We start from the raw sequence: 26,037 nt of genomic DNA on the forward strand, positions 1-26,037 counted from the left end.
CCGGACCCGGTACCGGGCCGTTCCCGGCGGCCCTCGCCGCCGCCGGGCCGGACCGGGAGGCGGTGACCACCCGTGTTCGCCGCCGCGTTGCTGACCGGTCAGACGGTGGGTGCGGCGGCCGTCCTGGTCGGCGGCCTGCTCGCCGCGAGCAATCGGTCCAGCGTCGTCCTGGCCCGGCTACCACGCGACGAACGCACCCGGCCCCACGCCGAACGCCGCCACGCCCAAGGCAAAACCGATCGGGAGATCAAACGCTGCCTCAAGCGCTACATCGCCCGAGACCTCTACCGACGCCTCGAAAACCCACCTCAGCAACTCGACGCGGCATAGGAGCGTCCGGACGGCCCTCCGCCCGCACTGCGGCCGACCCCGTCCCGGCCTACCGTGACCGGATGCGATCGGCTCTGCTCACCCGCGCCCTGGCCGCCGTGCTGCTCGCGACGCTCGGCGGCTGCGCGGGCGGCGCGGGCGGCGCGGAGTACATTTCGCTGCGGCACCCGTTCCGCGGCGCGACCCTGCTGGTGGACACCGACAGCCCGGCGGCGCGCTGGCGGGACGACCACGACGCGGCCTGGTTGGACCCGATCGCCGACACCCCGCAGGCCCGGTGGCTGACCGGTCCCGACGACCTGACCGATCTGGCGCCGGTGCTGGCCGCGGCCCACCGGCGCAAGGCCCTGCCGGTCGTGGTGATCTACCACATCCCGAACCGGGACTGTGCCGGCACGAGCGGGGGCGGTGCGGCCGACGCGGACGCCTACACGCAGTTCATCGCACAGACCGTGCGGCGGCTCGGCGACAACCGGACGGCGGTGATCCTGGAGCCGGACGCGGTGGCCGCGGAGTGCTTCGACGACGCCCGGGCGGAACTGCTGGCCGACACCACCCGGACGCTGGCCGACGCCGGCCACCACGTCTACCTCGACGCGGGGCATTCTCGCTGGCGGGGGCCGACGGAGATCGCCGTGCGGCTGCGCCGGTCCGGCATCACCCGGGCCGAGGGCTTCTCGGTGAACGTGTCCAACCGCCAGTCCACCGCCGACAGCCACCGGTGGGGGTTGGCCGTGTCGCGGCTGGTGGGCGACCGGGAGATGGTCATCGACACCTCCCGCAACGGGCTGCCGGCACCCCCGGACGACCAGTGGTGCAACTCGACCCCGGAGGGTCTCGGTGCGCCGCCGACCACCGATCCAGGACTGGAACGGGTCGCCGCGCTGCTCTGGATCAAGAGTCCGGGCGAGTCGGACGGGCCGTGCGGCCGGGCCGAACCGGCGGCGGGCGTCTTCTCCCCCGCCCGGGCCCGCCTCCTGATCTCGGCCGCACCGTGGCTGCCGGCTGCCGCCCGGCGGGCGGCAGCCGGAGCACGGGCGCCGCTCAGCTGACCGGCTGCGGCTGCGCCTCGTCCACCAGCCGCTCAGCTGACCGGCTGCGGCTGCGCCTCGGCCACCTCGCCGGTGCGGCGCAGCTTCTGCCATTTCAGGCGTCCACCGCTGAGCGCGGTGATCACCGAGTGCACCAGCACCAGGTACATGACCTGCCGGTAGAGGAACTGCTGGAGCGGAAGGACCCAGAGCGGGCGCAGCGGTTCCCGGTCGAGGCGGAACGCCAGGATCGCGGTGACGATCTGCACCACCATGACGGCCAGCCAGGCGAGCACCGTCTCGTACCGGTCGAGGAAGAACAGCCCGTAGACGGCGAAGATGTCGACGACCGGGGCGAGCAGCGGCAGCAGCACCGAGAACAGGGCGATGAACGGCAGTCCCCGCCGGCCGAACCGGCCCGACGGCCCCCGCTCGACCAGCGCCCGGCGGTGCCGCCACAACGCCTGCATGGTGCCGTAGCTCCACCGGTAGCGCTGCCGCCACAGCTCGGGCAACGCGCTCGGCGCTTCCGTACGGGCGACTGCGGCCTCCTCGTAGACGACCTGCCAGCCGGCGCGGTGGATCCCCATGGTCAGGTCGGTGTCCTCGGCGAGGGTGGCCCGGCTGAGCCCGCCGGCCGCCCGTACCGCCTCGCGCCGGAACGCGCCCAGGGCACCGGGGATGGTGGGCATGCAGTGCAGCGTGTCGTAGAGGCGCCGGTCGAGACTGAACCCGATGACGTACTCGATGTGCTGCCAGCGGCCGAGCAGCCGCCGCCGGTTGCCCACCTTGACGTTGCCGGCGACCGCGCCGACCCGCGGGTCCGCGAACGGCTGCACCAGACGGTGCACCGCGTCGGGCGCGACGACGGTGTCGGCGTCGACCATGACCAGCAGGTCGTTGCGGGCGAGCGCCACCCCGGCGTTGAGCGCGGCGGCCTTGCCGCCACCGGGGACCCGGGCCACCCGCACGTTGGGCAGCCCGAGGCGCTCGACCTCGTCGGCGGTGCCGTCGTCGGACTCGTCGTCCACGACCAGCACCTCGATGCCGGGGTGCGTACCGGAGGCCAGCGAGCGCACGGCGGCGGCGATGGTGGTCCGCTCGTTGAAGGCGGGCACGATGATCGTGACCGGGTCGTTCACCTCGCCGCCCCAGGACCAGGTCGGGGCGCGGCGACGGCGGGCGTGGGCCACCGCGTACCCGAAGAGCAGCAGGGTGCGGGCCAGGGTGAGCAGGCCGACGACGATGAGCAGCAGCCACAGCACGTGCACGGTGCCGTCGGCGAGCCGGACGCCCCAGACGACCAGCGCGCCGCGAACCTGGTCGGCGGTGTCCGGCCGGGCCGCGCGGGCCGACGGCCAGCCGAGCCCCTGGGAGACGGTGGTGAACCGGTAGCCGCGGGCCTGCATCTCGGGGATGAACCGGTCCAGCGCGGCGATGGTCTGCGCCCGGTCCCCGCCGCTGTCGTGCATCAGGACGACCGCGCCCCGGTTCCCCTCCGGGGTGGCGTTGCGGATGATCGCATCGGGGCCGGGGCGGGCCCAGTCCTGGCTGTCGGTGTCGTTGAACACCGACACGTAGCCCCACCGGCCGGACTCCCGCACCACCGGCCAGCTCGTGTCGTCCAGCGAGTCCACCCCGCTGGAGTACGGCAGGCGGGCCAGCGCGGTGTCGACGCCCGTGGCGTATTCGATGGCGGCCCGGGTCTGCGAGTACTCCAGCTTCCGCCGCCAGGACGGCAGGTCCGCCATCTGCGGGTGGGTGAAGGTGTGGATGCCCAGCTCGTGACCCTCGCGAGCCATCCGCTCCGCCAATTCGGGGTGCCGGCTGACCTGCGAGCCCACCACGAAGAAGGTGGCCGGCGCGTGGTGTCGGCTCAGCACGTCGAGCACCTTGGGCGTCCACGTCGGATCCGGACCGTCGTCGAAGGTCAGGGCGATGGTCCGCGCCGGCATCCGCCGGGCGTCCAGCTTGCTGCCGCGCGGGTCGACCACCGTCCCGCCGTCGCGGACCACCGCCGGCACCGCGCCGGTCCCGACCGGACCGTCGCTCTGGTGGTCGGGGGTGAAGCGCGCGTTCGCGTACGCCCCGACAGCGAGCAGGTTCAGCAGGATGAACGTGGCCACCGCCGCCAGCACCCACCGCCGGCGGTTGGCTCGGCGCTGCCGCCGCTCCCCCTCCGACGAGGCGGGCGGTGGGGATGACGGCACGATCTCGTCGGTGCCGCCCACCCGCCGGTGTCCACGCCAGACGGCCATCAGCTCGTCGACCCGAACGCGTCCACACCCTGGACGAGCCAGAACGCCAGGATGAGCAGGAGAGCGAACGCCACCAGCGTGTACACGGTGCGGCGCAGCAGGCGGCCCCGGCGTCCGGAGCCGTCCACGAAGATCGCCGCCGTCATGTCGGGCGACTGGAGCAGCGCGGTGGCCCCGTCGACCGGCTCGTCGACGGCGGCCGGCTCAACCGGGGCGGCCCCGCCGTGCCGCCCGGGCGACTCCACCGGAGCGGCACTGTCGGGCCCGACGGCCGGCTCGGTAGGCGCGGCCCCGCCAGGGACGACGGCCGGCCCGGTCGGCGCGGCCGCGCGACGGACGACGGTCCGTCCGGTCGGGGCCGCGACGCCGCGGACGGTGCCGGGACCGGCGGACCGGCCCGGCCCCCGCGCCGGCAGAACCCTGGCCACCTTTCCATCGGCGGGGGCCGGTTCGGCCGGCGGCACGCGCCCGACGTAACGCTTGCTCATCTTCTCCACGGTGGAAAGAGGTACCCACAGCCCCCTGATCTACTAACCCTGACCTGCGAGGTTCACTGAATGAGCCATCAGTGGCGGCCGGACGGCGGCGACCGGGGGCGGGTCAGAACGCGATCAACAGGAGGGTCAGCACGAGCAGGGAGCAGCCGATCTCGATCATTCCGACCTGGACCGGACGCAATCGCCGACCCGGCAGGATCACGGCGCGGGCCAGCAGCACCACGAAAGCCGGCACGAGCAGCAGATCCAGCCAGGGCGTCACGACCAGTGCGACTGCGTGGAAGCCGATGGAGAGGCGCAGGTAGCCGGGGTGCCCGCGTTCCCGGATCATGGTCTTGACGTACAGGACGGTGCCGACGAGGTAGAGCAGCAGGGCCAGGAAGGCGGGGGCCACGTCGACGAGGGGCACCCCGGCGATGGTGGCCACGACGAAGACCAGCAGGCAGCTCTGCGCCACCGAGGCGAGGTCGTTGAGCAGGGCCCGCTCCCGCCGTCGCCAGGCGTACCCGGCGTTGACGGCCAGCAGCAGGGCGTAGACCGGGGCGTACCGGAGCACCGCCGGCCGGGCGAACAGCACGGCCGCCGCCAGCGGCGCCGTGACGAGGCCGTAGGCCAGCAGCTGGTCGGCGAACCGGCCCGGTCGGCGGGTCTTGACGGCCTGGAAGACGTAGTACGACAGCAGGTAGCCGGCCAGCCAGGCGCCCAGCAGCGGCAGGTGCGGCCAACGCGGGCCGACCAGCACGACCCCGACGGTGTACGGCAGCAGCAGCATCGCCCAGGCGCCGTGCTGCGGCGGCAGGAAACGGCGGATCCGGCGACGGGACCCGACCGGTCGCGGGGTCGTGACGGCGGTGGACATGGCGTCACCTCACCTCGAAGAGGCCACGGGCGCCGCGTTCGGCGTCGACCATGGCGTGGCTGACGAAGGGGTAGTGGCCGGGCTCGGGGAAGACCATCTCGACGAAGCCACCGGCGGCCGGACCGAGCCCGAGCACCTGGGCCCCACCCGGGTCGGCCGGTCGGTTCTCCCAGCGTCCCTCCCGGTAGACGGTGTCGAACTGGGTGCCGACGACGTGGAAGGAGCTGTCCCTGCTGGGACCGGCGTCGAGCAGCCAGACGCGGACCCGTTCGCCGGCGCGGGCGGGCAGCGGCCGGTGGGCGTACTGGGCGACGTAGCCGTTGAAGACGACGGCGTCCGGGCGCTCCGCCTGCATCTTGGCGAGGTCGCCGGGCTCGCCGTCCGGGCCGAGGTACAGCTCGGACTGCACGAGGACGTACTCGCGGTCGACCCGGGGCAGGTCGGGCGGCTCGATGATGACCGCGCCGTACATGCCGTTGCCGATGTGGTGCAGCATCGGCATGGTCGAGCAGTGGTACATCCAGATCCCGGCGCGGGTGGCGGTGAAGCGGTAGGTGAGTCGCTGACCGGGGTCGATGGGGCGCATCACCTCGTCCGGGGCGACGGCGCCGGCGTGGAAGTCGATGCCGTGGTCGACGGTGCCGTCGTTGACGAGGGTGATCTCGAAGGTGTCGCCGACCCTGCCGCGCAGCACCGGGCCGGGGACGGTGCCGTCGAAGGTCCACAGCCGCTGCCGTACGCCGGGCGCGACCTCCCGCTGGATCTCCCTGACGTGCAGCTCTCGCCGGTGCAGCCGGCCGGGCGGGGTGGCCGGCGCGACGGCGTCGCGGGCCACGAAGGCGTCGCCGGGATCGGCCATCGCATCGAGGTGCGGCGCCGCCGTGCCGTTCGCCGTCGGGTGGCCCGCGGGCGTCGATCCCGTCGGGACGATCCGCAGGGTCATGCCGGCCTGCCGGTGGCCGGGCAGTGAGCACCAGCCCTGGGTCTCGGCTCCGACCACGCCCGCGTCGAGCCGGGCGGTGCCACCCCGCGCGATCCGCGACGTCTTCGCCCCGGAGTCGAGGACGAGGTCGTGCCGGCGGTGGTCCCGGTTGGTCAGTTCGATGACCAGCCGGTCGCCCGGTGGCACGTCGATCCGGTCGGGGTGGAAGCGCATCCCGTCGGCGACCACGGTGACCGTGGTGGTGTGTCCGGTGGGTGCGACGGCGGATGCGGCGGCCGACACCGACGCGCCCTCGGAGACGCGCTGCGCGGCCACCCCGACGAGGACGGCGACGAGGACGAGGGCGAGACCGACGGCGGCCCCGCCGAGCGGGCGTGGAGCGGGGGTCTCGGGGTGCGCGGACACGGCTTACCTCCGGGCGGTGAACAGGACCCGGGCGGCCGGTACGAGGAACTGCACCAGCACGACGAGGATCAGCAGTGAGGTGGTGACGCGGACGAAGGGCGGGGTGGGCAGAACGAAGACCACCAGGGCGGCGTTGGCCGTCGCGACGCGTTGCGCACCGTGCCGCTGCAGCAGGTCGGTGCGTCGGCGTACCGGTCCGGGTCCGCCGCCGAGCACCATGGGCAGCAGGTGGCTCAGCGACCCGACGAGAACCTGCGCGACGAAACCGACGAGCAGCGGCAGCAGCACGGCGTGGAACCGGTCGGCGGCCGTGGCGGGACCGTCGGCGGACAGCAGCGTCGCGGCGTCCATGCCGAGAGCGGCCAGGAGCCAGCCGAAGGCCGCCGCGAGCGACCAGCCGGCGAAGGCGTTCGGGGGCCGGACCCGGGCGACGGCCAGCGCGGGACGCAGGGCGACCAGCGCGGCGAGGGTGAACAGGGCCAGCCCGGCTTCGGCGACCACCCGCCACCAGGCGAGCACGCCGACACCGAGCAGGGCCAGACCGGTCACCGCCAGCGGGAGCGCGACGGTGGCGGCGCGGACCGCCCCGTCGGCCATCCGGGCGCGCAGCACGGTGGGCCAGAGGGTCAGCAGCGTGCCGAGGACGGTCAGCGTCACCCAGCCGAGCAGGTTGACGTGCGCGTGGAACAGCACCAGCCGGGGGCGCAGAGCGTCGTCGACCACCAGCATCCAGGCGCCGACCGGCACGCCGACGAGCAGCGCGACGGCCGCCGCCAGGTAGTAGTGGACGGTGACGGTGAAGCGGGCCGGGAGGGCGCGCCGGAGCCGCCGGGCGAGCCCGACGAGGTGGGCGGCGACCGCGGCGAAGACCAGCGCGGCGCCGCCCACACCCAGCCACGGCCGGTCGACCGTGCCGGCGACGAGGACCGCCAGCACACCCACGTTGAGGGTGACGAGCCGAGCGGCCTGGGCGCGGCGGCGGTCCGGGGCGGGGGCGCGCAGCACCGCCGCGGCGAAGTGGGCGCTCCACACCAGGATGGCGTTGCTGACCGCGCCGAGCAGCAGCAGGTGGATGGCCGCCCAGCGCCAGGCCGGCAGGAAGGGGTGGACGAAGCCGAGCACGACGAGCGCGGCCAGGTAGGCCAGCGGCAGCGCCGCGACCCTACGGTGCCGGCCGGCGCGCCCCGTCCCCGCCGCCGCAGCCGATCCGGCGGCCGGGGCGGGACTGCCGGGCTCGACCGGGGACGGGCCGGCGGGCGCCGGGCCGGCAGGAAACAGGCCGGCGGGGAACGGTGCGGCGCCGTTCGGGGCGGGTTCGCCGAGTGCGCGGGCCATCACCGCACCGCCGCCACGGCCGGCGGGACGGCGGCCGGGCGGGTGCGCCTTCGACCCGCGCCGCGCGCGGCGGCGACGGCGCAGCCGACGAAGCCGAGCACCGCGAGGACGTTGCCCAGGCCGGCCCAGCGCCACACGGTCTGCACGCCGAGCGCGTCACCCACCAGGACCCGGACCGCCAGGGTGGCGTGCAGCAGGGCCAGCGGGGCGTACAGCCAGGGTCGGTAGGGCAGCGGGCGACGCAGCACCGCGGGCAGGATGACCGGGGCGTGCACGAAGATCATCGACATGGCGAAGCCCAGGAAGACCAGGTGCAGGGTGGCGTCGTAGCGCGGGCCGGCGGTCACCGGGCCGGCGCCGGCCCAGAGCAGGGCGGCCAGCCCCAGCCAGGCGTACCCGGTGAGCAGCCCGACCGCGACGTAGCGGGGCAGGCCGGTGGCGCGCACCGTGCGGCGGGCGACGTCGTAAACCGCCAACCAGGCCACGATCGCGAGCAGTCCGACCCCGAACAGGTACGCGCCGACGGACGGCCACAGCGCGGTGGCGGTGACCCCGGCGGTCAGCGCGCCGAGTGCGGCGAGAAACCAGCGTTCGCCGTGCCGGGGCAGGGTGAGGTGGGCGAGTTCGAGCCGCTCCCCGGCGATGGTGGCCACCACGAAGGTGGCGAGCCAGGGCACGATCTCCGGCCCGCCGAAGCCGGCGAGCCAGAGCAGGGTGGCGGCGTACCAGCTCAGCGCGCCGGTGGCCTGGGCCAGCAGGGCCGGGCCCGGTTGCCGCCGCCACAGTTGCCGATAGATCAGCAGCAACAGCACCGAGGCGGTCATGAGCAGCAGTCGGCCGGGCAGGCTCGGTCCGGTCAGCACCAGCGCCAGCCCTCCGGCACCGGAGCAGGCGGGCGCGAGCAGGGCCCAGCGGGCGCGGAGCGCCACCGCGCGTTCCAGCGCCACCAGGGTGCCGACGAAGCCGAGCACCATCAGCGGGCCGTGCACCTGCTCCAGCGGCGCGTCCGGCGCGGGCACCGGCAGGTCGAGCAGGAGCAGGGCGGCGTAGAGGCCGGCCGCCAGGGCGAATCCGCCGGCGGCGAGGGCGGGGAGCCGCCAGCGTACGGCGAGCGGCCGGGGGTTCATGCCGACTCTTCGGTGGTATTCGGCAAAGCCAGCCGCACCACGCAGGCGTCGGGCGCGCCGAACGGCTCGAGCACGGCGCCGGCCGGCGGGGCACCGGCGTGTTCGAGCGTGCCGCGGACCACGCCGACGTGCAGTGCGCAGATCGCATCGGGGTTGCGGTTGACCAGTTCCAGGAAGGGGCAGGTGTGCAGGTGGATCTCGGTCGTCCCGTCGGCCGTCTCGTGGAGGCGGGGGCTGAAGCCCAGCCCGCGCAGGACGTCGAGCAGGGTGTCGACCGGCTCCTTGCCGGACGGGGTGGCGGCGGCCAGGTGGCGTCCCCAGTCCTGGCCGGCGCGGGTGGCCTCGGCCCGGACGTCGCCGTGGCCGCGCCGGGACAGGTGGTCGAGCAGGGCGGCGGCGAGCGCCCGGTACGGCGCCGGGGCCAGGGCCTCGGCGATGGCCACCCGGTAACGCCACGCGGGCCGGCCGGGCTGGCCGCCGCTGGCCCGCGCCTTGACCAGCAGCCCGGCGTCGACCAGCCGGTCGAGGTGGGCGCGGGCCGTGGAGAGGTGCAGGCCGGTGCGCTCACCCACCTCGGCGATCGTCATGCCGGTGCCGGCGGCGCGCACCATCTCCAGGATCGAGGCCCGGCTGGCGGTGCCGAGGGCCCGGTGACGGTGGGAGTCGATCGTCTCGCCGGTCGGCCCTGTTCTCGGGGTTTCCACGTTAGATAACGTTACAACGTCGTTCACCCGCAAAACCCTGGAGGGTTCCATGTCCGCCTCACGCTCCCCGGCCGACCAGCAGGCCGCGCAGGCCGTCGTCCGGCACCACGCCCAGCTCGCCGCCGACCTCGACCGGCACGTCGGAGACGTGCTGGACGCGGCCGACCGGGGCGACGCCGCCGGGGCGCTCCGGCACCGCGACGAGCTGCTCGGGTGGCTCCGCGACGAGCTGCTGCCGCACGCGCACGCCGAGGAGGGCTCGCTCTACGCCGCCGCCGGTGAACGGACCGAGGCCGCGCTGCTGGTGCGGGGCATGCTCGACGAGCACCAGGCGATCACCGGCCTGGTCGCCGAGCTGGAGACCGGCAACCGGCCGGTGCGTCTCGCCGCCACCGCCCGCGCCCTCGCCGCCCTCTTCGCCGTTCACCTGGCCAAGGAGAACGACCTGATCGTCCCGGAGCTGGTGGATGCGGCGGACGTCTCGCTGGCGACGTTGCTGGAGGGCATGCACGATCTGCTCGGCTCCTCGGAAGGGTCGGACAAGGGCGGTTGCGGCGGGGGTGGCTGCGGCTGTGGCGGCGACCGGGCCCCGGCTGACGCGCCGGCCCCGACCCTGAGCATCGACCCCCGGCTGGACGTCCGGCTGCTGCCGCACGACCAGCGCCACGCGCGGGTGCTCGCGGCCCTGGACGCGCTGCCCGCCGGCGGCGCGCTGGTACTGGTCGCCCCGCACGCCCCCCGCCCGCTGCTGGCCGAGGTCGAGGCCCGCTACGGCGGCGGCATGACCACCGAGTGGCTGCAGGACGGACCGGAGGTGTGGCAGATCCGGCTGTCCCGCCAGCCGGTGACGGTCTGAGCAGTCTGCCGGCGCCGGGACGGTGGGGGTCAGGGCCCGCCGTCCCGGCGTACGGGGCCGTTCGGCCCTGCTGACCGGGGTTGATGGCACGCACGATGGAGTCGCCCACCCCTCGTGGTCAGGAGATGAACGCTCGTGTGCAACTACTGCGGCTGTCGGGAGTTCCCACTGATCGGTCAGCTCTCGGCCGAACACGAGGCGATCGCGAACGCGGCGGGCCGGCTCCGCACCTCGGTGCAAGCCGGCGGTGCGGACGCCCTGGCCGCGCTGGACGCGCTGCTCGCCCTACTGATGCCGCACACCGCCACCGAGGAGGACGGCCTCTTCGTGGAGCTGCGGGCCGAGGGCAGCCTGGCCGAGGCGGTGGCGAAGCTCTGCGCGGAGCACGACGACATCCACGGCGTGCTCGGCACCGTCGACCGGACCGCGCCCGACTGGCCGCCGGTGCTGGCCGCCCTCGACCGGCTGCACCGGCACATCGACAACGAGGAGCACGGCCTCTTCCCGGCCGCGGTGATCTCGCTGCCGATCCCGGCCTGGGACCGGATCACCCCGACGGCCGAAGCGGCCAGGTGAGCCGGCGCCAGCTCACCCGCCTGGTGACCGGTGTCGAGATCCACCCCGGCGCGCACGTCGGGCGACGGCTCACGTAACCGCGGGCACCTCCTGCGCGTACGGGAAGGAGCCGGGCTGGTAGCCGCAGCCGGGCTCCTCGGCGAAGACGTCGCCGGTGGTGGCGTACGCCCGGGCGCGGGATCCGCCACAGACGGCCCGGAACTCACAGGCGCCGCAGCGCCCACCGAGCAGCCCCGGGTCCCGCAGCCCGGCGAACAGCTCGGAGTCGCGGTAGATGTCCACCAGCGAGCGCTGCCGCACGTTGCCAGCGGTCACCGGCAGGAACCCGCTGGGGTGCACGTCGCCGCGGTGCGAGACGAAGACGAAGCCGTTGCCGGCGCTGACCCGCAGCGGGGGTCGGCGGGGGCGGCTCGGCCGCCCGGTCAGCCCCCGCTCGTCGAGCAGGCCGCGCAGCTCCCGGTAGAGCGGGCCCAGCCCGAGCACCCGGACGTGGTCCTCGCCGTGCCGGGCCAGCACGTCACGTTGCAGGCAGACCCGGCGGAAGTGGTGCGCCTCGGTGGTCTTGACCGGCACGGTCTCGCCGAGGTCGTAGAGGGCGTTGAGCACGTCCTCGGTCTGCGCCGCGTCGAGGCCGCGCAACGCGGCGCCCCGCCCGGTCGGCACCAGGAAGAACACGCTCCACAGCATGGCGCCCCGGTCCCGGACCTGCCCGGCGATCTCCGGCAGGTCGCGGACGTTGTCCCGGGTCACCGTGGTGTTGATCTGGACCTTCAACCCCAGTTCGGCCGAGTCCCGCCAGGCCCGCACGGTCAGGTCCCACACCCCCGGTACGCCCCGGAAGCCGTCGTGCCCGGCGGCGGTGGCGGCGTCCAGGCTCAGCGACACCGCCCGCGCGCCGGCCGCGCGCAGCCCGGCGAGCGCCTCCCGGGTGAGGGTGGGCGTCCCGGACGGGGACACCGAGACGGCCAGGCCGCGCTCCGTGCCCCGCCGGACCAGGGTCTCCAGGTCCGGGCGTTGGAACGGGTCGCCGCCGGTGATCACGAACAGCGGCGCCGGCCGACCGAAGTCGGCGACCTGCGTCATCAGCGCGACGGCTTCGTCGGTGTCCAGCTCGGCCCGGTCCCGGTCCGGGCGGGCGGAGGCCCGGCAGTGCAGGCAGGCCAGCGGGCAGGCCTGGGTGGCCTCCCAGATGACGATGAACGGGCGGTCCCCGACATCCTGCCGGGGCACCCGTACCGATCTGCCGGCTGCCTGGTCGCTCGTCTGGTTCGTCACCGCTGTCCGCGTCACGCAGCAGACGCTGGCCGGTGGCAACCGCCGGGACAAGGGACCACGGTCACCGCCGGACCGGGCCCGAAGTCCCGCCGCGAACCGCAGGTACAACGCCTGATGATCTCGGGACCTTTGGCCCGGTTTCGCGAGGTAGTACGTCGGCAGGATTGCCGCGACGCCCCCCCGCTCGCGGTTGCGCTCCGGCACGACCGCCGCGACGGTGGGGCATCACGGCTCCCCTATCGAAGGAATGAGGCGTATGTCGCGAGCGACCGAGAGTGCGGGACGGGCGCTGCTGGCGGTGGGCGGCCTGGTGCGCCGGGCCGAGGTCTCCGCCGACGGCCGGACATTGCATCAGATTGGCGGTCGGGAGGCGGACGCCTTCTACCGAGACCGCTGGTCCTACGACAAGGTCGTCCGTTCCACCCACGGCGTCAACTGCACCGGCTCGTGCTCCTGGAAGGTGTACGTCAAGGACGGCATCATCACCTGGGAGCAGCAGCAGACCGACTACCCGAGCGTCGGGCCGGACCGGCCGGAGTACGAGCCGCGCGGCTGCCCCCGCGGGGCCGCCTTCTCCTGGTACACCTACTCCCCCACCCGGGTGCGCTACCCCTACGCCCGGGGTGTGCTGGTGGAGATGTACCGGGAGGCCAAGGAGCGCCTCGGTGACCCGGTGGCCGCGTGGGCGGACATCCAGGCCGACCCGGAGCGCCGCCGCCGCTACCAGAAGGCGCGCGGCAAGGGCGGCCTGGTCCGGATCGGCTGGGACGAGGCCCAGGAGATGATCGCCGCCGCGCACGTGCACACCATCTCCGAGTACGGCCCGGACCGGGTGGCCGGCTTCTCCCCCATCCCCGCCATGTCGATGGTGTCGCACGCCGTGGGCGCCCGGTTCATGTCGCTGCTCGGCGGCTCGATGCTGTCGTTCTACGACTGGTACGCCGACCTGCCGGTGGCCTCCCCGCAGGTCTTCGGCGACCAGACCGACGTGCCGGAGTCCGGGGACTGGTGGGACGCCTCCTACTTCGTCATGTGGGGCTCCAACGTCCCGGTGACCCGTACCCCCGACGCGCACTGGATGGCCGAGGCGCGCTACCGGGGGCAGAAGGTCGTGGTGGTCAGCCCCGACTACGCCGACAACGTGAAGTTCGCCGACGAGTGGATGCCCGCCCAGCCGGGCACCGACGGCGCCCTGGCGATGGCAATGGGGCACGTCATCCTCAAGGAGTTCTTCGTCGACCGGCGTACCCCCCGCTTCGTCGACTACGTCCGCAAGTTCACCGACCTGCCGTTCCTGGTCACCCTGGAGCCCGGGGCCGACGGGGCGTACCGGCCGGGCAAGTTCCTCACCGCCGAGGACCTGGGCGATACCGGGAAGGAGGCGGCCTTCAAGACGGTGCTCTGGGACTCGGCCACCGACGGGCCCGCCGTGCCGCGGGGCAGCCTCGGCCACCGTTGGGGCGAGCAGCAGGGCCAGTGGAACCTGGACCTGGGCGACCTGGAGCCGGCGCTAACCTGCCTCGGGGCGGGCGACGCGGTCGAGGTGGAGCTGCCCCGGTTCGACACCGACACCCCGCAGGTGCTGCGCCGGGGCGTGCCGACCCGGATGGTTGAGGGTCAGCTGGTGACGAGCGTGTTCGACCTGCTGCTGGCCCAGTACGGGATCGGCCGCGACGGCCTGCCCGGCCAGTGGGCGGCCGGGTACGACGACGTCGAGGCGCCGTACACGCCGGCGTGGCAGGAGCCGATCACCGGGGTACCGGCGGCGCAGGTGGCCCGGGTGGCGCGGGAGTTCGCCGACAACGCGGACCGCTCCGGCGGCCGGTCGATGATCCTGCTCGGCGCCGGCACCAACCACTGGTTCCACTCCGACGCCACCTACCGCGCGATCCTCGCGCTGGTCACCCTCACCGGCTGCCAGGGCGTCAACGGCGGCGGCTGGGCGCACTACGTCGGGCAGGAGAAGTGCCGCCCGGCGACCGGCTGGGCGCAGCTCGCATTCGGCCTGGACTGGGTCCGCCCGCCACGGCAGATGATCGGCACCGCCTTCTGGTACGTGCACACCGACCAGTGGCGCTACGACACCTACTCCGCCGACGTGGTCTCCTCCCCCACCGGCACCGGCGCGTTCGCCGGCAAGCACACCATGGACCTGCTGGCGCAGTCCGCGCGGTCGGGCTGGATGCCGTCGATGCCGACCTTCGACCGCAGCCCGCTCGACCTGGCCGACGAGGCCCTCGCGGCCCGACCGGACGACCCGGCGGGTTGGGTGGCCGAGCGGCTCGGCCAGGGAGACGTGAAGTTCGCCTGCACCGACCCGGACGCACCGGAGAACTGGCCGCGGGTGCTGACCGTCTGGCGGGCCAACCTGCTGGGCTCGTCGGCCAAGGGCAACGAGTACTTCCTGCGCCACCTGCTCGGCACCGACGCGAACCTGCGCGCCGAGGAGGCGCCGGAGGAGCTGCGGCCGAAGGACGTGACCTGGCGGGAGGAGGCGCCGGAGGGCAAGCTCGACCTGCTGTTGTCGCTGGACTTCCGGATGACCTCCACGACGCTCTTCTCCGACATCGTGCTTCCGGCTGCCACCTGGTACGAGAAGCACGACCTGAGCAGCACGGACATGCACCCGTTCGTGCACGCTTTCACCCCGGCGATCAACCCGCCGTGGCAGACCCGCACGGACTTCGACGCCTTCCACGGCATCGCGAAGGCGTTCTCCGCGCTCGCCGGGCCGCGTCTGGGCGTACGCAAGGATCTGGTCGCGGCGCCGCTGCTGCACGACACCCCCGACGCGATGGCGACCCCGCACGGCCGGGTCCGCGACTGGGCGGTCACCGGGGAGACCCCGGTGCCGGGCCGGACCATGCCGAAGCTGGTGGTGGTCGAGCGGGACTACGGCGCGATCGCCGACAAGATGGCCGCGCTCGGACCGCTGATGGACACCCTGGGCACCACCGGCAAGGGCTTCTCGGTCGACGTCCGCCCGGAGGTGGAGTACCTGCGCCGCAAGAACGGCGAGGTGCACGGCGGCGCGGCCGACGGGCGGCCGTCGCTGGCGAAGGACGTGCACGCCTGCGAGGCGATCCTGGCGCTGTCCGGCACCACGAATGGGCGGGTGGCCACCGCCGGCTTCCAGGACGTGGAGAAGCGCACCGGGGTACGCCTGGCGGACCTGGCGGCCGAGCACGAGGGCAAGCAGATCACCTTCGCCGACACCCAGTCCCGTCCGGTGCCGGTGATCACCAGCCCGGAGTGGTCGGGCAGCGAGCACGGCGGCCGGCGCTACTCCCCGTTCACCATCAACACCGAGCGGCTCAAGCCCTGGCACACGCTCACCGGTCGGCAGCACTTCTTCCTCGACCACGACTGGATGCACGAGGCGGGCGAGGCGCTGCCGATCTTCCGGCCGCCGCTGGACATGCACAAGCTCTTCGGCGAGCCGAGACTCGGCCGCAACGGGGAGCTGGAGATCACCGTCCGGTACCTCACCCCGCACTCGAAGTGGTCCATCCACTCCGAGTACCAGGACAACCTGATCATGCTCACCCTCTCCCGGGGCGGCCCGACGATGTGGATGAGCGAGACCGACGCGGAGAAGATCGGCGTACGGGACAACGAGTGGATCGAGGCGGTCAACCGTAACGGCGTCGTGGTCTGCCGGGCCGTGGTCACCCACAAGATGCCCGAGGGGACGGTCTACATGTACCACGCCCAGGAGCGGGTCATCGACGTGCCGAAATCGGAGACCAACGGCCGCCGCGGCGGCATCCACAACTCGCTGACCCGGCTGCTGGTCAAGCCCACCCACCTGATCGGCGGGTACGCGCAGCTGTCGTTCGCGTTCAACTACCTCGGCCCCACCGGCAACCAACGCGACGAGGTCACCGTGATCCGTCGTCGCTCCCAGGAGGTGCAGTACTGATGCGGGTGATGGCGCAGATGGCGATGGTGATGAACCTCGACAAGTGCATCGGGTGTCACACCTGCTCGGTGACCTGCAAGCAGGCGTGGACCAACCGGTCCGGGGTCGAGTATGTCTGGTTCAACAACGTGGAGACCCGCCCCGGGCAGGGCTACCCCCGCACGTACGAGAACCAGGAGCGCTGGCAGGGCGGCTGGGTGCGGACCCGCTCCGGCAAGCTCAAGCCGCGCTCCGGCGGCCGGGTGAAGAAGCTGTTCAGCATCTTCGCCAACCCGAAGCTGCCGTCGATGAAGGACTACTACGAGCCGTGGACGTACGACTACGAGCACCTGATCAACGCGCCGGCCGGGGACGACACCCCGGTGGCCCGCCCGAAGTCGCTGCTCACCGGCGAGGACACGAAGATCACCTGGAGCGCGAACTGGGACGACTCGCTCGCCGGCGGCAACGAGATCGCCGCCGGTGACCCGGTGCTGGCGAAGATCTCCGGCCAGGTGAAGCAGGAGTTCGAGAAGACCTTCATGTTCTTCCTGCCGCGGATCTGCGAGCACTGCCTCAACCCGTCCTGCGCGGCCTCCTGCCCGTCGGGGGCGATCTACAAGCGGGCCGAGGACGGCATCGTCCTGGTCGACCAGGACCGCTGCCGGGGCTGGCGGATGTGCGTCACCGGCTGCCCGTACAAGAAGGTGTACTTCAACCACCGCACCGGCAAGGCCGAGAAGTGCACCTTCTGCTTCCCGCGCATCGAGATCGGCCAGCCGACCATCTGCTCCGAGACCTGCGTGGGGCGGCTGCGCTACCTCGGGCTGATGCTCTACGACGCCGACCGGGTCGCCGAGGCGGCCGCGATGAAGGACGAGCACGACCTGTACGACGCGCAGCGCTCGGTCTTCCTCGACCCGCACGACCCGCAGGTGGTGGCGGCCGCCCGGGCGGCCGGGATCGCCGACGACTGGATCGAGGCCGCGCAGCGCTCCCCGATCTGGGACCTCATCATGAAGTACGAGGTGGCGCTGCCGCTGCACCCGGAGTACCGCACCATGCCGATGGTCTGGTACATCCCGCCGCTGTCGCCGGTGGCCGACGTGCTGCGCGAGACCGGCCACGACGCGGAGGAGGCCGGCAACCTCTTCGGCGCCATCGACGCGCTGCGCATCCCGGTGGAATACCTGGCCGAGCTCTTCACCGCCGGCGACCCGGAGCCGGTGCGCGGGGTGCTGAACCGGCTCGCCGCGATGCGCGCCTACCAGCGCCGGATCAACCTGGGCGAGGAGCGCGACGAGTCCATCGCCGCCGCGGTCGGCATGACCGGCGCGGAGATGGACGAGATGTACCGGCTGCTCGCCATCGCCAAGTACGAGCAGCGCTACGTCATCCCCGCCGCGCACGCCGAGGACGCCCACCGGCTGGAGAAGATCGCCACCGAGTGCAGCCTGGACTACGAGGGCGGCCCCGGGATGGGCGGTGGCGGCCCGTACGGCCAGGGGCCGTTCGGGGAGTCGTCCGGCACCCCGGTGCCGGTGCAGGTGGAGACGTTCCACATGCTGCGCGACCGGCAGACCGCCGAGAGCTTCACCGATCCGGGCGACGAGCCGCGCCGGGTCAACCTGCTCAACTGGGACGGCAAGGGCACCCCGAAGGGGCTCTTCCCGCCCCGCCGACCGGAACCCGAACACGTCGACGGGAGCAAGCCGTGAACCAGCCGACCTGGCGGGCGGTGGCCGCCCGCGCGGCGTCCCTGCTGCTGCGTTACCCCGACGAGGAGGTTCTCGCCGCGCTGCCCACGATCCGCGCCGCGCTCGACGGCCTGCCGACCGAGGTGGCCGACCCGCTGCGGGACGTGGCCGCGCACCGGGAGAGCGGCACGCCCGCCGACCTGCGGGCCGCGTACGTGGAGCTGTTCGACTTCCGCCGCCGCTGCTGCCTACACCTGACGTACTACACCTGCGGCGACACCCGTCGGCGTGGGGAGGCGCTGGTCGGTTTCTCGGCCGCGTACCGGGCCGCCGGCCTGTCGGTGGTCGACGGCGAGCTGCCCGACTTCCTTCCCGCGGTGCTCGACCTGGCCGCCGTCGACGACTCCGGCTGGCGTCTGCTGCGGGAGAACCGCGTCGGCCTCGACCTGCTGGTCGAGGCGCTGGGACGGGAGAAGTCGGTGTACCGGCAGGCGGTGGAGGCGGTCCGCGAGATGCTGCCGCCCGCCCAGCCCGGGGACATCGCCGCCGCCGCCCGCCTGGCCCGAACCGGACCGCCGGTGGAGCAGGTCGGGCTCGAACCATTCGGACTGGTCGACACGACTGGAGGACGCCGATGAACATCCTGCTGTGGGTGGTGTACCCGTACCTGTCCATCGCGATCCTGGTCGGCGGCCTGATCTGGCGTCACCGGTACGACAAGTTCGGCTGGACGACCCGCTCCTCCCAGCTGTACGAGAGCACCATCCTGCGGTGGGGCAGCCCGCTGTTCCACTTCGGGGTGCTGATGGTCCTGATCGGACACATCGGCGGTCTGGTGGTGCCGAAGGCCTGGACCGAGGCGGTCGGCGTCACCGAGCACACCTACCACCTGATGGCCGTGTTCATCGGCACGGTGGCCGGCCTGTGCACGCTGATCGGGCTCGGCATCCTGATCGCCCGCCGCCGGTTGACCGGCCCGGTCTTCGCCGCCACCACCCGCAACGACAAGGCGATGTACGTGGTCCTCGCCGGGGTGATCGTGCTGGGGCTGCTGGCCACCGTGCGGGCCAACGTGGTCGGGGACGGCTACGACTACCGGGAGACCGTCTCCCCGTGGTTCCGGTCGCTGTTCTACCTGAGCCCCGACCCGGACATCATGGCCGGCGTGCCGGTCGGCTTCCAGATCCACATCCTGGCCGCCTTCGCGCTCTTCGCGTTCTGGCCGTTCACCCGGCTCGTCCACGCCTTCAGTGCCCCGGTCGGCTACGCCACCCGCCCCTACGTGGTCTACCGCAGCCGTGACGACCGGCCCGGGCTGCGGCCGACCCGGCCCGGCTGGGAGGGTCCGCCCCGGCTGCCCACCCGCCGCGGCGACCGCAGCCGCTCGCGACGGTGAGCACCCCGCAACTCAGGTGCTCCGGCGGCACCCGGGCCATCGAGTGGGCAACAGCGCGAGGGCTGGCGCACAGCCTGCCGGTGGCGCTGCCCGAGGAGTCGGTGCCGCTCGGGACCGCGATCGGCCGGACGCTGGCGGCTCCGCTGCGTGCGGCGGTTCCGGTGCCCGGCTTCGACAACTCGGCCATGGACGGGTACGCCGTCCGGGGTGATGGCCCGTGGCGGATCGTCGGGAGGGTTCTCGCCGGACGCACGCACCCGGTGGCGCCGCTGGCCGCGCAGTGCGCCGTCGAGATCGCCACCGGCGCGCCCGTACCGGACGGCGCGGACCGCGTCGTGCCCTACGAGGCCGCCGACCGCATCGGCGACGTCGTGCACGCGGCCCCGGGCGACCGTCGGCACATCCGCCGGGCCGGTGAGTACGCGCAGCCCGGACAGGAGGTCGCGACGGCCGGCTCGCGCGTCACCCCGGCGACGGTGGGGCTGGCCGCGAGCGTAGGGCTGGACACTCTCCCTGTCCGCGCGCGGCCCCGGGTACGGCTGGTGATCAGCGGCGACGAGCTGATCCCCACCGGTCCGCCTCGATGGGGCAGGGTCCGCGACGCCATCGGGCCGATGCTCGGTCCGCTCCTGTCGGCCTGGGGTGCGGTGTTGCTGGACTCCCGGATGGTCGGCGACGACCCCGACTGGTTCGCCGAGGCGATCCGGGACAGCACGACCGACACCGACGTGACCATCGTCTGCGGAGCGTCGTCGGTGGGGCCCGCGGACGGGCTGCACTTCGCGCTGCGACGCCTGCGCGCCGTGGTGCACGTGGATGGGGTGGCGTGCCGCCCCGGGCACCCTCAGGTCCTGGCGCAGGTCGGGCCGAGATGGATCGTCGGAGTTCCGGGCAACCCCTACGCCGCGCTGGTCGCCGCGCTCACCCTGGTCGATCCGCTGCTCGCCGCTCTCGCTGGCCGGCCCTTGGCCGAGTTGGACGCGGCGGTGCTGGCCGATCCACTGCAACCGGACGACCGGAACGCCCGCGTCATGCCCGTACGACGCCGGGACGCAGGGCTGCGGCTCGTCGATGGCGCCCACCCCGGATACCTCGGCGCCGCCGCTGCCGCTGACGCCTTCGCCGTCGTACCCCCGGGGTGGCAACCCGGCGACCACGTGGGCCTGCTCACCCTGCCATGACCGGTCCCGTCGACTGCGGGCCGGCGTTCCCGCCGATGAGGGACTTCCGGCCCTGCCCGGGCCAGATCGGCGGGCCGAGGCTCATAGCGGGCAAGGGAAATCCGGCATTCCTCCGGTCGACCCCGGCCCGACACCACGACGACCCCACGGAGAGCAGCGATGAGTATCGGCCGTGACAGCCAGGCAACCGACACCTTGCCGGCACCAGATCGGACCCCCGGCAGCACGGCCACCCCGGACCGGTCCGGAGCGACGCTCCAGCTCGCCCTGGCGACTGTCGGCTTCCTGGTCAACTTCTGGGCGTGGGCGCTGCTGGGTCCGCTCGGCCCGGGCATCAAGGAACGCCTCGACCTCAGCTTCGCCGCACAGTCGCTGCTGGTGGCCGTACCGGTGGTGGTCGGCTCGCTGGGCCGGATACCGGTCGGCGCCCTGACCGACCGGTACGGAGCGCGGGTGGTGTTCCCGCTGGTCACGCTCGCCACGATCGTGCCGGTGCTGACCCTGAGCGCGGTCTCCTCCTACGGCGCACTGATCGTCACCGGGTTCTTCCTCGGCATCGGCGGCACCGCCTTCGCCGTCGGCGTCCCACTGGTCTCCGGCTGGTACCCGCCCGCCCGGCGCGGCTTCGCCATCGGCGTGTTCGGCATCGGCATGGGCGGCACCGCGATCGCCAACTTCACCACGGTCCGGCTCGCCGACGCCTACGGCGCGCGGTCACCCTTCCTGCTCGTCGCGGCGATCCTGGCGGCGTACGCGGTCCTGTCGTTCCTGCTGCTACGTGACGCGCCGGGCCGGGCACGTCCGGCCGGTTCGGCCTGGCAGCGCCTCGCCACGGTCGGCCGGCTGACCGTGACCTGGCAGCTCTGCTTCCTGTACGCGGTGGGCTTCGGCGGGTTCGTGGCCTTCAGCGTGTACCTGCCCGCCTACCTGCGCACCGCCTACGGGCTGAGCGCCGCCGACGGCGCGTTGCGCACCGCCGGGTTCGTCGTTCTCGCCGTGGCCGCCCGCCCGGTGGGCGGCTGGCTCTCCGACCGGGTGCACCCGGTGCGGGTGCTGGTGTGGTGCTTCGGCGGGGTCGCCGCCTTCGCGGTGGTCCAGGCCTTCCAGCCCGCTTTGCTGCCGGTGGCGACGATCGCGCTGCTCGGGATGGCAGTGCTGTTGGGCGCGGCCAGCGGCGCGGTGTTCGCCCTCGTCGGCAAGGTCGCCCCCGCTGACCAGGTGGGTGCGGTCACCGGCCTGGTGGGTGCCGCCGGCGGGCTCGGTGGATTCGTCCCACCGCTGGTCATGGGCTGGGTCTACGGGTCGCAGGGCTCCTACGCCATCGGCCTCATGCTGCTCTCCGATGTCGCGCTGGCCGCCGCGGTGTTCACCGCCGTGAAGATGGGCAGCCTCGCCGAGCGCGACGCCTGACCCGAGCTTCGAGCGGCGCGCCAGCGCGCCGCTCAGGCCACGACGCGGACGCCGGGCCACCGTTCGGCGGGGCGGTGGCGGGCGAGTCGTTGCCGGGAGATCTCCGGGCTGGCCCTGGTCGGGTTGCGCCGCCACACCCCGTCGAGCAGGTCGTCGAGGCCGTGCGGCGCGCAGACGGCGACCCGGTCGTACGCGTCGAGGCGTACCGCCACGGCGGTGGCGTACTCGGGCCAGGTGGCGACCGCATCGGCGATGGTCCGCAACGGGGCCACCGGGTCGCCGCCGAACTTCGCGGCATACCAGGTGTGCACGGCCGCCTGGTTCTTCGCCTCCCACGGCGGATCGGGCCATGCCGCCACCAGTCGCCGGGTGGCACGGTGGTCGTTGTCCCGGCTGAGGTCCGTCGGGTCGAGGAAGACGACGTCGACGTCGCGCACCGACAGCGGGTCGAACCCGTCGCCGTACCGCTCGCCCCAGACGAGGTCGCGAAGCGCGCCCGCACCGATCCAGGCGTCCGGGAGGCCGGCGTCGCGGACGACGCCCAGTGCCCGGGTCAGCCACGGGCTGCGCTGGACCAGGTCCCGCAGCTCGTCTTCCCGCACGTTCCTACCCTAGGCCAACCCGCCGGCGCGGCATCGCCTCGCTGAGGCCGTTTGCTCACGGCGTGCCCGGGAAGGCGACGAGCGGAGTGGCGCGCGGAGCCGCCCGCGCCACCGCACCATGGGGAGGCCGAGATGGGCGACCGGGAACGGCTGCACGATCTTCGCCAGCAGGCCCACAACGCGGGCATCGAGGGTAATTCCAAGATGACCGAGCAGCAGTTGCGCGAGGCGCTGCGGAGGGTCAACAAGGGCGAGCAACCCGAGCTGGCCAAGCAACACGCCAGGCGATGACACGCGCGAGCGGTGCCGGCCCCCTCGAAGGGCCGCCACCGCTCGCGGTCTCAACTGAGGTAGGCCAGCAGGTCCCGGCAGATCACCTGACCGGACGCGCCCACCATGCTGGGCGAGTGCGGATCAGTAGGAGCCGACCAACTGCGTGCGCAGCTTGGCCAGCGCGCGGGCCAGCAGCCGGGACACGTGCATCTGGGATACGCCGACCTGCTCGGCGATCTCGCTCTGCGTCTGGTTGCCGTAGAAGCGCAGGGTGAGGATCTTCTGCTCACGCGCGTCGAGGGTGGCCAGCGCCGGGCCGAGAGCAACCCGCAGCTCGGCCAGGGCGAGTTCCTCGTCCTCACCGCCCAGCATGTCGCCCAGCTCGGTGGCCCGTTCGCCGTCGCCCACCGGGGTGGACAGCGACACCGCGTTGTACGCGCGGGCACCCTCCAGGCCCTCCAGCACCTCTTCCTCGGTGAGTTTGAGGTGGGCGGCGATGTCCGCGACCGTCGGCGAGCGGCCGAGGCTCTGCGACAGGGCGCCGTTGGCGTCCGAGATCGCCAACCGCAGCTCCTGCAGTCGGCGGGGCACCCGGATGTCCCAGGTGCGGTCACGGAAGTGCCGCTTCAGCTCGCCCACGATGGTGGGGATCGCGTAGCCGGCGAAGTCGACACCGCGCGACGGGTCGAACTTGTCGATCGCCTTGATCAGCCCCACCGCCGCGGTCTGGATCAGATCGCCGGTCGGCTCGCCGCGACCGCTGTAACGCCGCGCCAGGTGGTTGGCCAGCGGCAGCCAGGCCTCGATCGCACGATCACGAACCGCGGCACGCGACGGGTGGTCGGCGGGGAGCGCCGACATTGCGAGAAGGAGCTGCGTGGCCGGAGAGTCTGCCGCCGCATCGTGCCGAGCGCGAACGTCTGTCTGGGCAGGCCTGTCAGTGGTCGTCGTGATCATGCCGTTTCCTCCGCTTCGCACCGGCCGCGCTCTACCTTGCCGGCGCCAACCGTATGAGCCGAGACTAGGCCATTAGTCGCCATAAACCTAACCGAACGGCTGATGTTCACCAGGTGGCGGCGGGGCTCGGACCGGCTCTCCCAGCAAGGCGGTCCCCGTCCCGCCGCCTGGCGAGCGGTACGCCGAAAGGCGAGGATCACCATGCCTGGCGGCGCATCCCGGGCTCGTACCCGACCCGGTGGGGCTCGCCGTAGGGTGACCCGTGGTCGGCAGTCACGCCCGAGGGCATGGGCGTCACGGTGGATTGGTGCGGGATTGATGTGGGTACGGCATCAGGTGGCCCTTTTCAGGCCAGGTGAGGGGCGGCGCGGAATGGCAGAAGCGGATGCACGCTGGAGCTCCGGCGACCCTCGGAAGCTACTGGATGCCTTCGAGCAGCTCCCGGGATTCGTCTGGGTCTTCGAGGGCCCGGATCTGAAGGTGGTGGCGGCGAATCCGGAGGTGCGTGCCGCCGTCGGCAACCGCAGCGACCTCTTCGGTGAGCCGTTCAAGCAGGCGGTGCCGGAACTTGCCGGCCAACAGATCTTCGAACTCCTCGACCAGGCATTGCACGGAATCCGCACGCAGGGCTACGAGCAGCGGATCCTCACCGACCGCGACGGGGACGGGAGGTTGGAGGAGGCGTTCTACACCTTCGACATCGCCCCGTGGCAGGACCCCGAGGGCACGATTCGAGGGGTGATCGTGCAGGCGGTCGACGCCACCGACGTGGTGACCGCCCGGCGCGCCGCCGAGTCCGCCGCCACCACCTCCGAACGCCGCTACCAGCACGCGGCGCGCCTGATCCTCGAACTGCAACGCAGCCTGCTGCCCGAGGTGCTGCCCGTCCTGCCCCATGTTCAAGTCGCCGCCCACTACCTGGTCGCCGGCAGCGACCTCCTCGCCGGCGGCGACTGGTTCGACGCCGTGCCCCTGCCCGACGGCAGCATCGCGCTGGCCGTGGGCGATGTCGTCGGCCACGGCGCCCCCGCCGCTGCCGCCATGGGCCAGCTCCGCACCGTCGCGCTGCAAGCGCTGCAGGCCGGCAGTGGCCTGTCTCAGACCCTCGCCGTCCTCAACGAGTTCGCCGCCCGTTCCACTGCCACTCGCGCGGCCACCACCTGCATCGCCGTGCTCAACCCCGACACCGGCATCACGCAGGTGGCCAGCCACGCCCATCCGCCACCGCTGCTGATCAATGCCGGAGGTGATGCCACCTTCGTGCCTGTGGTTCCCGCCGCTCCACTCGGCACGGACTCCGGCCCCGCCACCGTCCACACCATGCGGCTCGCACCCGGCGAGCTCGTGCTGCTGTACACCGACGGCCTGATCGAACGACCGCACCGCAGCTTGGACGAGGGCGCGCGCACCCTGGCCGCCGCTGCGGCGGCCGCGCTGCGCGACGCCGTCAGCGACGACACCACCATTCCGGAGCGACTGCCCGAGCGGCTCTGCACCCTCGTCGCCGAACGCCTCACCCTCACCGACGGCGGTTACCGCGACGACACCACACTCCTGGCCGCGTACCTGCTGCCCGAACCGGTCCCACCCCTGCACCTCACCCTGCCCGCCGATCCCGCGGCACTGCGCTCGCTGCGCCGGGAGATCACCCATTGGCTGAGCACCCTCGGCGCGGGCGAACCAGCTGTCAGCGATCTTCTCCACGCGGTGGGAGAAGCCGCCGGCAACGCCATCGAACACGCCCACCCGGCCCACAGCAACGAGGTGTTCTCGGTGGACGCCGTCCTGGACAGCCACGGCGTCGTTCACCTCACCTGCGCCGACCGGGGGCGGTGGCGCCCCCCTGTGCCCGACCCTGGCGGACGCGGTCGCGGCCTGGCGATGATCCGCGGCCTCGTGGACCACCTGGAGGTTCACCACGCCGAGAGCGGCACCACCGTGGGCATGCGTTATCGACTCGGATATCCGACCACCGTGGCCAGCGCCGCACATCCGGTGACCCGTCGCGCCCACGGCCGCCCCGCCGAGGAGATGACGACTCACGTCGTCGACACGCCGGCTGGCAGGACGCTTGAGGTACATGGCCCGGTGGACATGGTCACCACGTCCTCGCTCCGTACCGCGATCATGCAGGCCAGCCGAGGTGGGGGCCTTCCCCTGACCCTCGACGTCACCGCCGTCAGCCACCTCGGCAGCGCCGGTGTGCAACTCGTCCACGACCTCGCGGCGGGCCTGGAGCAGCTGCCGATCGCCGCTGAACCGGGCAGCCCCGCTCGTGCGGTGTTGAGGTTGACCGGACTGGAGCACCTGATCGTGCGTCCGACGCCGCACGAGGACGGGGCCTCGACGCTGACCTGACCTGCTCTCGAATCGCCGCATGCCGGTGCCCCGGGGGCGGTAGCCCGGCGGTGGAGAGGGCAGGGG

22 protein-coding genes are annotated in these 26,037 nt (G+C 73.1%); 12 read left to right on the forward strand and 10 right to left on the reverse strand.

What is annotated here, in order from left to right; translation table 11 throughout:
• Positions 1 to 72: 72 nt before the first annotated feature.
• Both AC5RWQ_RS08800 and AC5RWQ_RS08805 read left to right on the forward strand, forming a co-directional pair.
• A complete protein-coding gene (locus tag AC5RWQ_RS08800; protein ID WP_494282392.1) occupies positions 73 to 330 on the forward strand; it encodes a hypothetical protein in 258 nt (85 codons plus the stop codon).
• 62 nt (positions 331 to 392) lie between these two features.
• A complete protein-coding gene (locus AC5RWQ_RS08805; protein WP_494282223.1) occupies positions 393 to 1,382 on the forward strand; it encodes a glycoside hydrolase family 6 protein in 990 nt (329 codons plus the stop codon).
• A 32-nt stretch (positions 1,383 to 1,414) separates the two neighbouring features.
• On the opposite strand, the gene AC5RWQ_RS08810 is transcribed toward AC5RWQ_RS08805, so the two are convergent.
• From AC5RWQ_RS08810 to AC5RWQ_RS08840, 7 genes are all read right to left on the reverse strand, one after another.
• Positions 1,415 to 3,619, reverse strand: coding sequence for a bifunctional polysaccharide deacetylase/glycosyltransferase family 2 protein (locus AC5RWQ_RS08810; protein ID WP_494282224.1), 2,205 nt, complete (start codon positions 3,617 to 3,619; stop codon positions 1,415 to 1,417).
• On the reverse strand, positions 3,619 to 4,107 hold the full coding sequence (locus tag AC5RWQ_RS08815; RefSeq protein ID WP_494282225.1) for a hypothetical protein: 489 nt from the start codon (positions 4,105 to 4,107) through the stop codon (positions 3,619 to 3,621). The genes AC5RWQ_RS08810 and AC5RWQ_RS08815 overlap by 1 nt, the downstream gene beginning before the upstream one ends.
• A gap of 112 nt (positions 4,108 to 4,219) precedes the next feature.
• Positions 4,220 to 4,975 carry a YwiC-like family protein gene (locus tag AC5RWQ_RS08820; protein ID WP_494282226.1) on the reverse strand — a complete coding sequence of 252 codons (756 nt, stop codon included), beginning with the start codon at positions 4,973 to 4,975 and terminating at the stop codon, positions 4,220 to 4,222.
• Positions 4,976 to 4,979: 4 nt separating this feature from the next.
• Positions 4,980 to 6,323: a multicopper oxidase domain-containing protein gene (locus AC5RWQ_RS08825; protein ID WP_494282227.1), complete on the reverse strand. Its 1,344-nt coding sequence runs from the start codon at positions 6,321 to 6,323 to the stop codon at positions 4,980 to 4,982.
• Positions 6,324 to 6,326: 3 nt separating this feature from the next.
• The gene (locus AC5RWQ_RS08830) at positions 6,327 to 7,658 is read right to left on the reverse strand and encodes a hypothetical protein (RefSeq protein ID WP_494282228.1); all 1,332 of its coding nucleotides are present in this window, start codon (positions 7,656 to 7,658) and stop codon (positions 6,327 to 6,329) included.
• Positions 7,658 to 8,785, reverse strand: a complete 1,128-nt coding sequence (locus tag AC5RWQ_RS08835; RefSeq protein WP_494282229.1) for a DUF8744 domain-containing protein — start codon at positions 8,783 to 8,785, stop codon at positions 7,658 to 7,660. The genes AC5RWQ_RS08830 and AC5RWQ_RS08835 overlap by 1 nt, the downstream gene beginning before the upstream one ends.
• The gene (locus AC5RWQ_RS08840; protein ID WP_494282385.1) at positions 8,782 to 9,489 is read right to left on the reverse strand and encodes a helix-turn-helix transcriptional regulator; all 708 of its coding nucleotides are present in this window, start codon (positions 9,487 to 9,489) and stop codon (positions 8,782 to 8,784) included. The genes AC5RWQ_RS08835 and AC5RWQ_RS08840 overlap by 4 nt, the downstream gene beginning before the upstream one ends.
• Before the next feature lie 49 nt (positions 9,490 to 9,538).
• Here AC5RWQ_RS08840 and AC5RWQ_RS08845 point away from each other — a divergent pair, with 49 nt between their 5' ends.
• Positions 9,539 to 10,345, forward strand: coding sequence for a DUF2249 domain-containing protein (locus tag AC5RWQ_RS08845; RefSeq protein ID WP_494282230.1), 807 nt, complete (start codon positions 9,539 to 9,541; stop codon positions 10,343 to 10,345).
• Positions 10,346 to 10,480: 135 nt separating this feature from the next.
• The gene (locus tag AC5RWQ_RS08850) at positions 10,481 to 10,921 is read left to right on the forward strand and encodes a hemerythrin domain-containing protein (RefSeq protein WP_494282231.1); all 441 of its coding nucleotides are present in this window, start codon (positions 10,481 to 10,483) and stop codon (positions 10,919 to 10,921) included.
• Between the two features lie 69 nt (positions 10,922 to 10,990).
• Here AC5RWQ_RS08850 and AC5RWQ_RS08855 read toward each other — a convergent pair whose 3' ends face one another.
• Complete coding sequence (locus AC5RWQ_RS08855) at positions 10,991 to 12,211, reverse strand: TIGR04053 family radical SAM/SPASM domain-containing protein (protein WP_494282232.1); 1,221 nt, start codon at positions 12,209 to 12,211, stop codon at positions 10,991 to 10,993.
• Between the two features lie 241 nt (positions 12,212 to 12,452).
• Between AC5RWQ_RS08855 and AC5RWQ_RS08860 the strand changes: the two genes are divergently transcribed.
• The 6 genes from AC5RWQ_RS08860 (at position 12,453) to AC5RWQ_RS08885 (ending at position 21,781) form a co-directional block, all read left to right on the forward strand.
• A complete protein-coding gene (locus AC5RWQ_RS08860) occupies positions 12,453 to 16,118 on the forward strand; it encodes a nitrate reductase subunit alpha (protein WP_494282233.1) in 3,666 nt (1,221 codons plus the stop codon).
• Complete coding sequence (gene narH / locus AC5RWQ_RS08865; protein ID WP_494282234.1) at positions 16,118 to 17,815, forward strand: nitrate reductase subunit beta; 1,698 nt, start codon at positions 16,118 to 16,120, stop codon at positions 17,813 to 17,815. The genes AC5RWQ_RS08860 and narH overlap by 1 nt, the downstream gene beginning before the upstream one ends.
• Positions 17,812 to 18,432, forward strand: coding sequence for a nitrate reductase molybdenum cofactor assembly chaperone (narJ, locus tag AC5RWQ_RS08870; protein WP_494282235.1), 621 nt, complete (start codon positions 17,812 to 17,814; stop codon positions 18,430 to 18,432). Before narH ends, narJ begins: the two co-directional genes overlap by 4 nt.
• Positions 18,429 to 19,190: a respiratory nitrate reductase subunit gamma gene (narI, locus tag AC5RWQ_RS08875; RefSeq protein ID WP_494282236.1), complete on the forward strand. Its 762-nt coding sequence runs from the start codon at positions 18,429 to 18,431 to the stop codon at positions 19,188 to 19,190. The genes narJ and narI overlap by 4 nt, the downstream gene beginning before the upstream one ends.
• Positions 19,187 to 20,371 (forward strand): molybdopterin molybdotransferase MoeA, encoded by a 1,185-nt coding sequence (locus AC5RWQ_RS08880; RefSeq protein WP_494282237.1) that lies wholly within the window; start codon positions 19,187 to 19,189, stop codon positions 20,369 to 20,371. The genes narI and AC5RWQ_RS08880 overlap by 4 nt, the downstream gene beginning before the upstream one ends.
• Before the next feature lie 159 nt (positions 20,372 to 20,530).
• Entirely contained in the window at positions 20,531 to 21,781 is a 1,251-nt protein-coding gene (locus AC5RWQ_RS08885) for an MFS transporter (protein WP_494282238.1), read from the forward strand.
• Between the two features lie 32 nt (positions 21,782 to 21,813).
• Here the strand turns inward: AC5RWQ_RS08885 and AC5RWQ_RS08890 are convergent, their stop codons facing one another.
• Positions 21,814 to 22,383 (reverse strand): nucleotidyltransferase family protein, encoded by a 570-nt coding sequence (locus AC5RWQ_RS08890; RefSeq protein WP_494282239.1) that lies wholly within the window; start codon positions 22,381 to 22,383, stop codon positions 21,814 to 21,816.
• 132 nt (positions 22,384 to 22,515) lie between these two features.
• Here AC5RWQ_RS08890 and AC5RWQ_RS08895 point away from each other — a divergent pair, with 132 nt between their 5' ends.
• A complete protein-coding gene (locus AC5RWQ_RS08895; protein WP_494282240.1) occupies positions 22,516 to 22,674 on the forward strand; it encodes a hypothetical protein in 159 nt (52 codons plus the stop codon).
• A gap of 123 nt (positions 22,675 to 22,797) precedes the next feature.
• Here the strand turns inward: AC5RWQ_RS08895 and AC5RWQ_RS08900 are convergent, their stop codons facing one another.
• Complete coding sequence (locus AC5RWQ_RS08900) at positions 22,798 to 23,613, reverse strand: SigB/SigF/SigG family RNA polymerase sigma factor (protein WP_494282241.1); 816 nt, start codon at positions 23,611 to 23,613, stop codon at positions 22,798 to 22,800.
• A 255-nt stretch (positions 23,614 to 23,868) separates the two neighbouring features.
• On the opposite strand from AC5RWQ_RS08900, the gene AC5RWQ_RS08905 reads away from it, so the two are divergent.
• Positions 23,869 to 25,971: a SpoIIE family protein phosphatase gene (locus AC5RWQ_RS08905; RefSeq protein WP_494282242.1), complete on the forward strand. Its 2,103-nt coding sequence runs from the start codon at positions 23,869 to 23,871 to the stop codon at positions 25,969 to 25,971.
• Positions 25,972 to 26,037 lie beyond the last annotated feature (66 nt).

The sequence above is a fragment of the Micromonospora sp. BS32 genome, assembly GCF_059089345.1.

Excerpts from the sequence above, each read along its gene's own strand:
- AC5RWQ_RS08845 (WP_494282230.1), top strand. The coding sequence starts at position 9,539 with ATGTCCGCCTCACGCTCCCCGGCCGACCAGCAGGCCGCGCAGGCCGTC.
- narH (WP_494282234.1), top strand. The coding sequence starts at position 16,118 with ATGCGGGTGATGGCGCAGATGGCGATGGTGATGAACCTCGACAAGTGC.
- AC5RWQ_RS08805 (WP_494282223.1), top strand. The coding sequence starts at position 393 with ATGCGATCGGCTCTGCTCACCCGCGCCCTGGCCGCCGTGCTGCTCGCG.
- AC5RWQ_RS08810 (WP_494282224.1), bottom strand. The coding sequence starts at position 3,619 with ATGGCCGTCTGGCGTGGACACCGGCGGGTGGGCGGCACCGACGAGATC.
- AC5RWQ_RS08820 (WP_494282226.1), bottom strand. The coding sequence starts at position 4,975 with ATGTCCACCGCCGTCACGACCCCGCGACCGGTCGGGTCCCGTCGCCGG.
- AC5RWQ_RS08895 (WP_494282240.1), top strand. The coding sequence starts at position 22,516 with ATGGGCGACCGGGAACGGCTGCACGATCTTCGCCAGCAGGCCCACAAC.
- AC5RWQ_RS08860 (WP_494282233.1), top strand. The coding sequence starts at position 12,453 with ATGTCGCGAGCGACCGAGAGTGCGGGACGGGCGCTGCTGGCGGTGGGC.
- AC5RWQ_RS08885 (WP_494282238.1), top strand. The coding sequence starts at position 20,531 with ATGAGTATCGGCCGTGACAGCCAGGCAACCGACACCTTGCCGGCACCA.
- AC5RWQ_RS08830 (WP_494282228.1), bottom strand. The coding sequence starts at position 7,658 with ATGGCCCGCGCACTCGGCGAACCCGCCCCGAACGGCGCCGCACCGTTC.
- narI (WP_494282236.1), top strand. The coding sequence starts at position 18,429 with ATGAACATCCTGCTGTGGGTGGTGTACCCGTACCTGTCCATCGCGATC.
- AC5RWQ_RS08835 (WP_494282229.1), bottom strand. The coding sequence starts at position 8,785 with ATGAACCCCCGGCCGCTCGCCGTACGCTGGCGGCTCCCCGCCCTCGCC.
- AC5RWQ_RS08815 (WP_494282225.1), bottom strand. The coding sequence starts at position 4,107 with ATGAGCAAGCGTTACGTCGGGCGCGTGCCGCCGGCCGAACCGGCCCCC.
- AC5RWQ_RS08900 (WP_494282241.1), bottom strand. The coding sequence starts at position 23,613 with ATGATCACGACGACCACTGACAGGCCTGCCCAGACAGACGTTCGCGCT.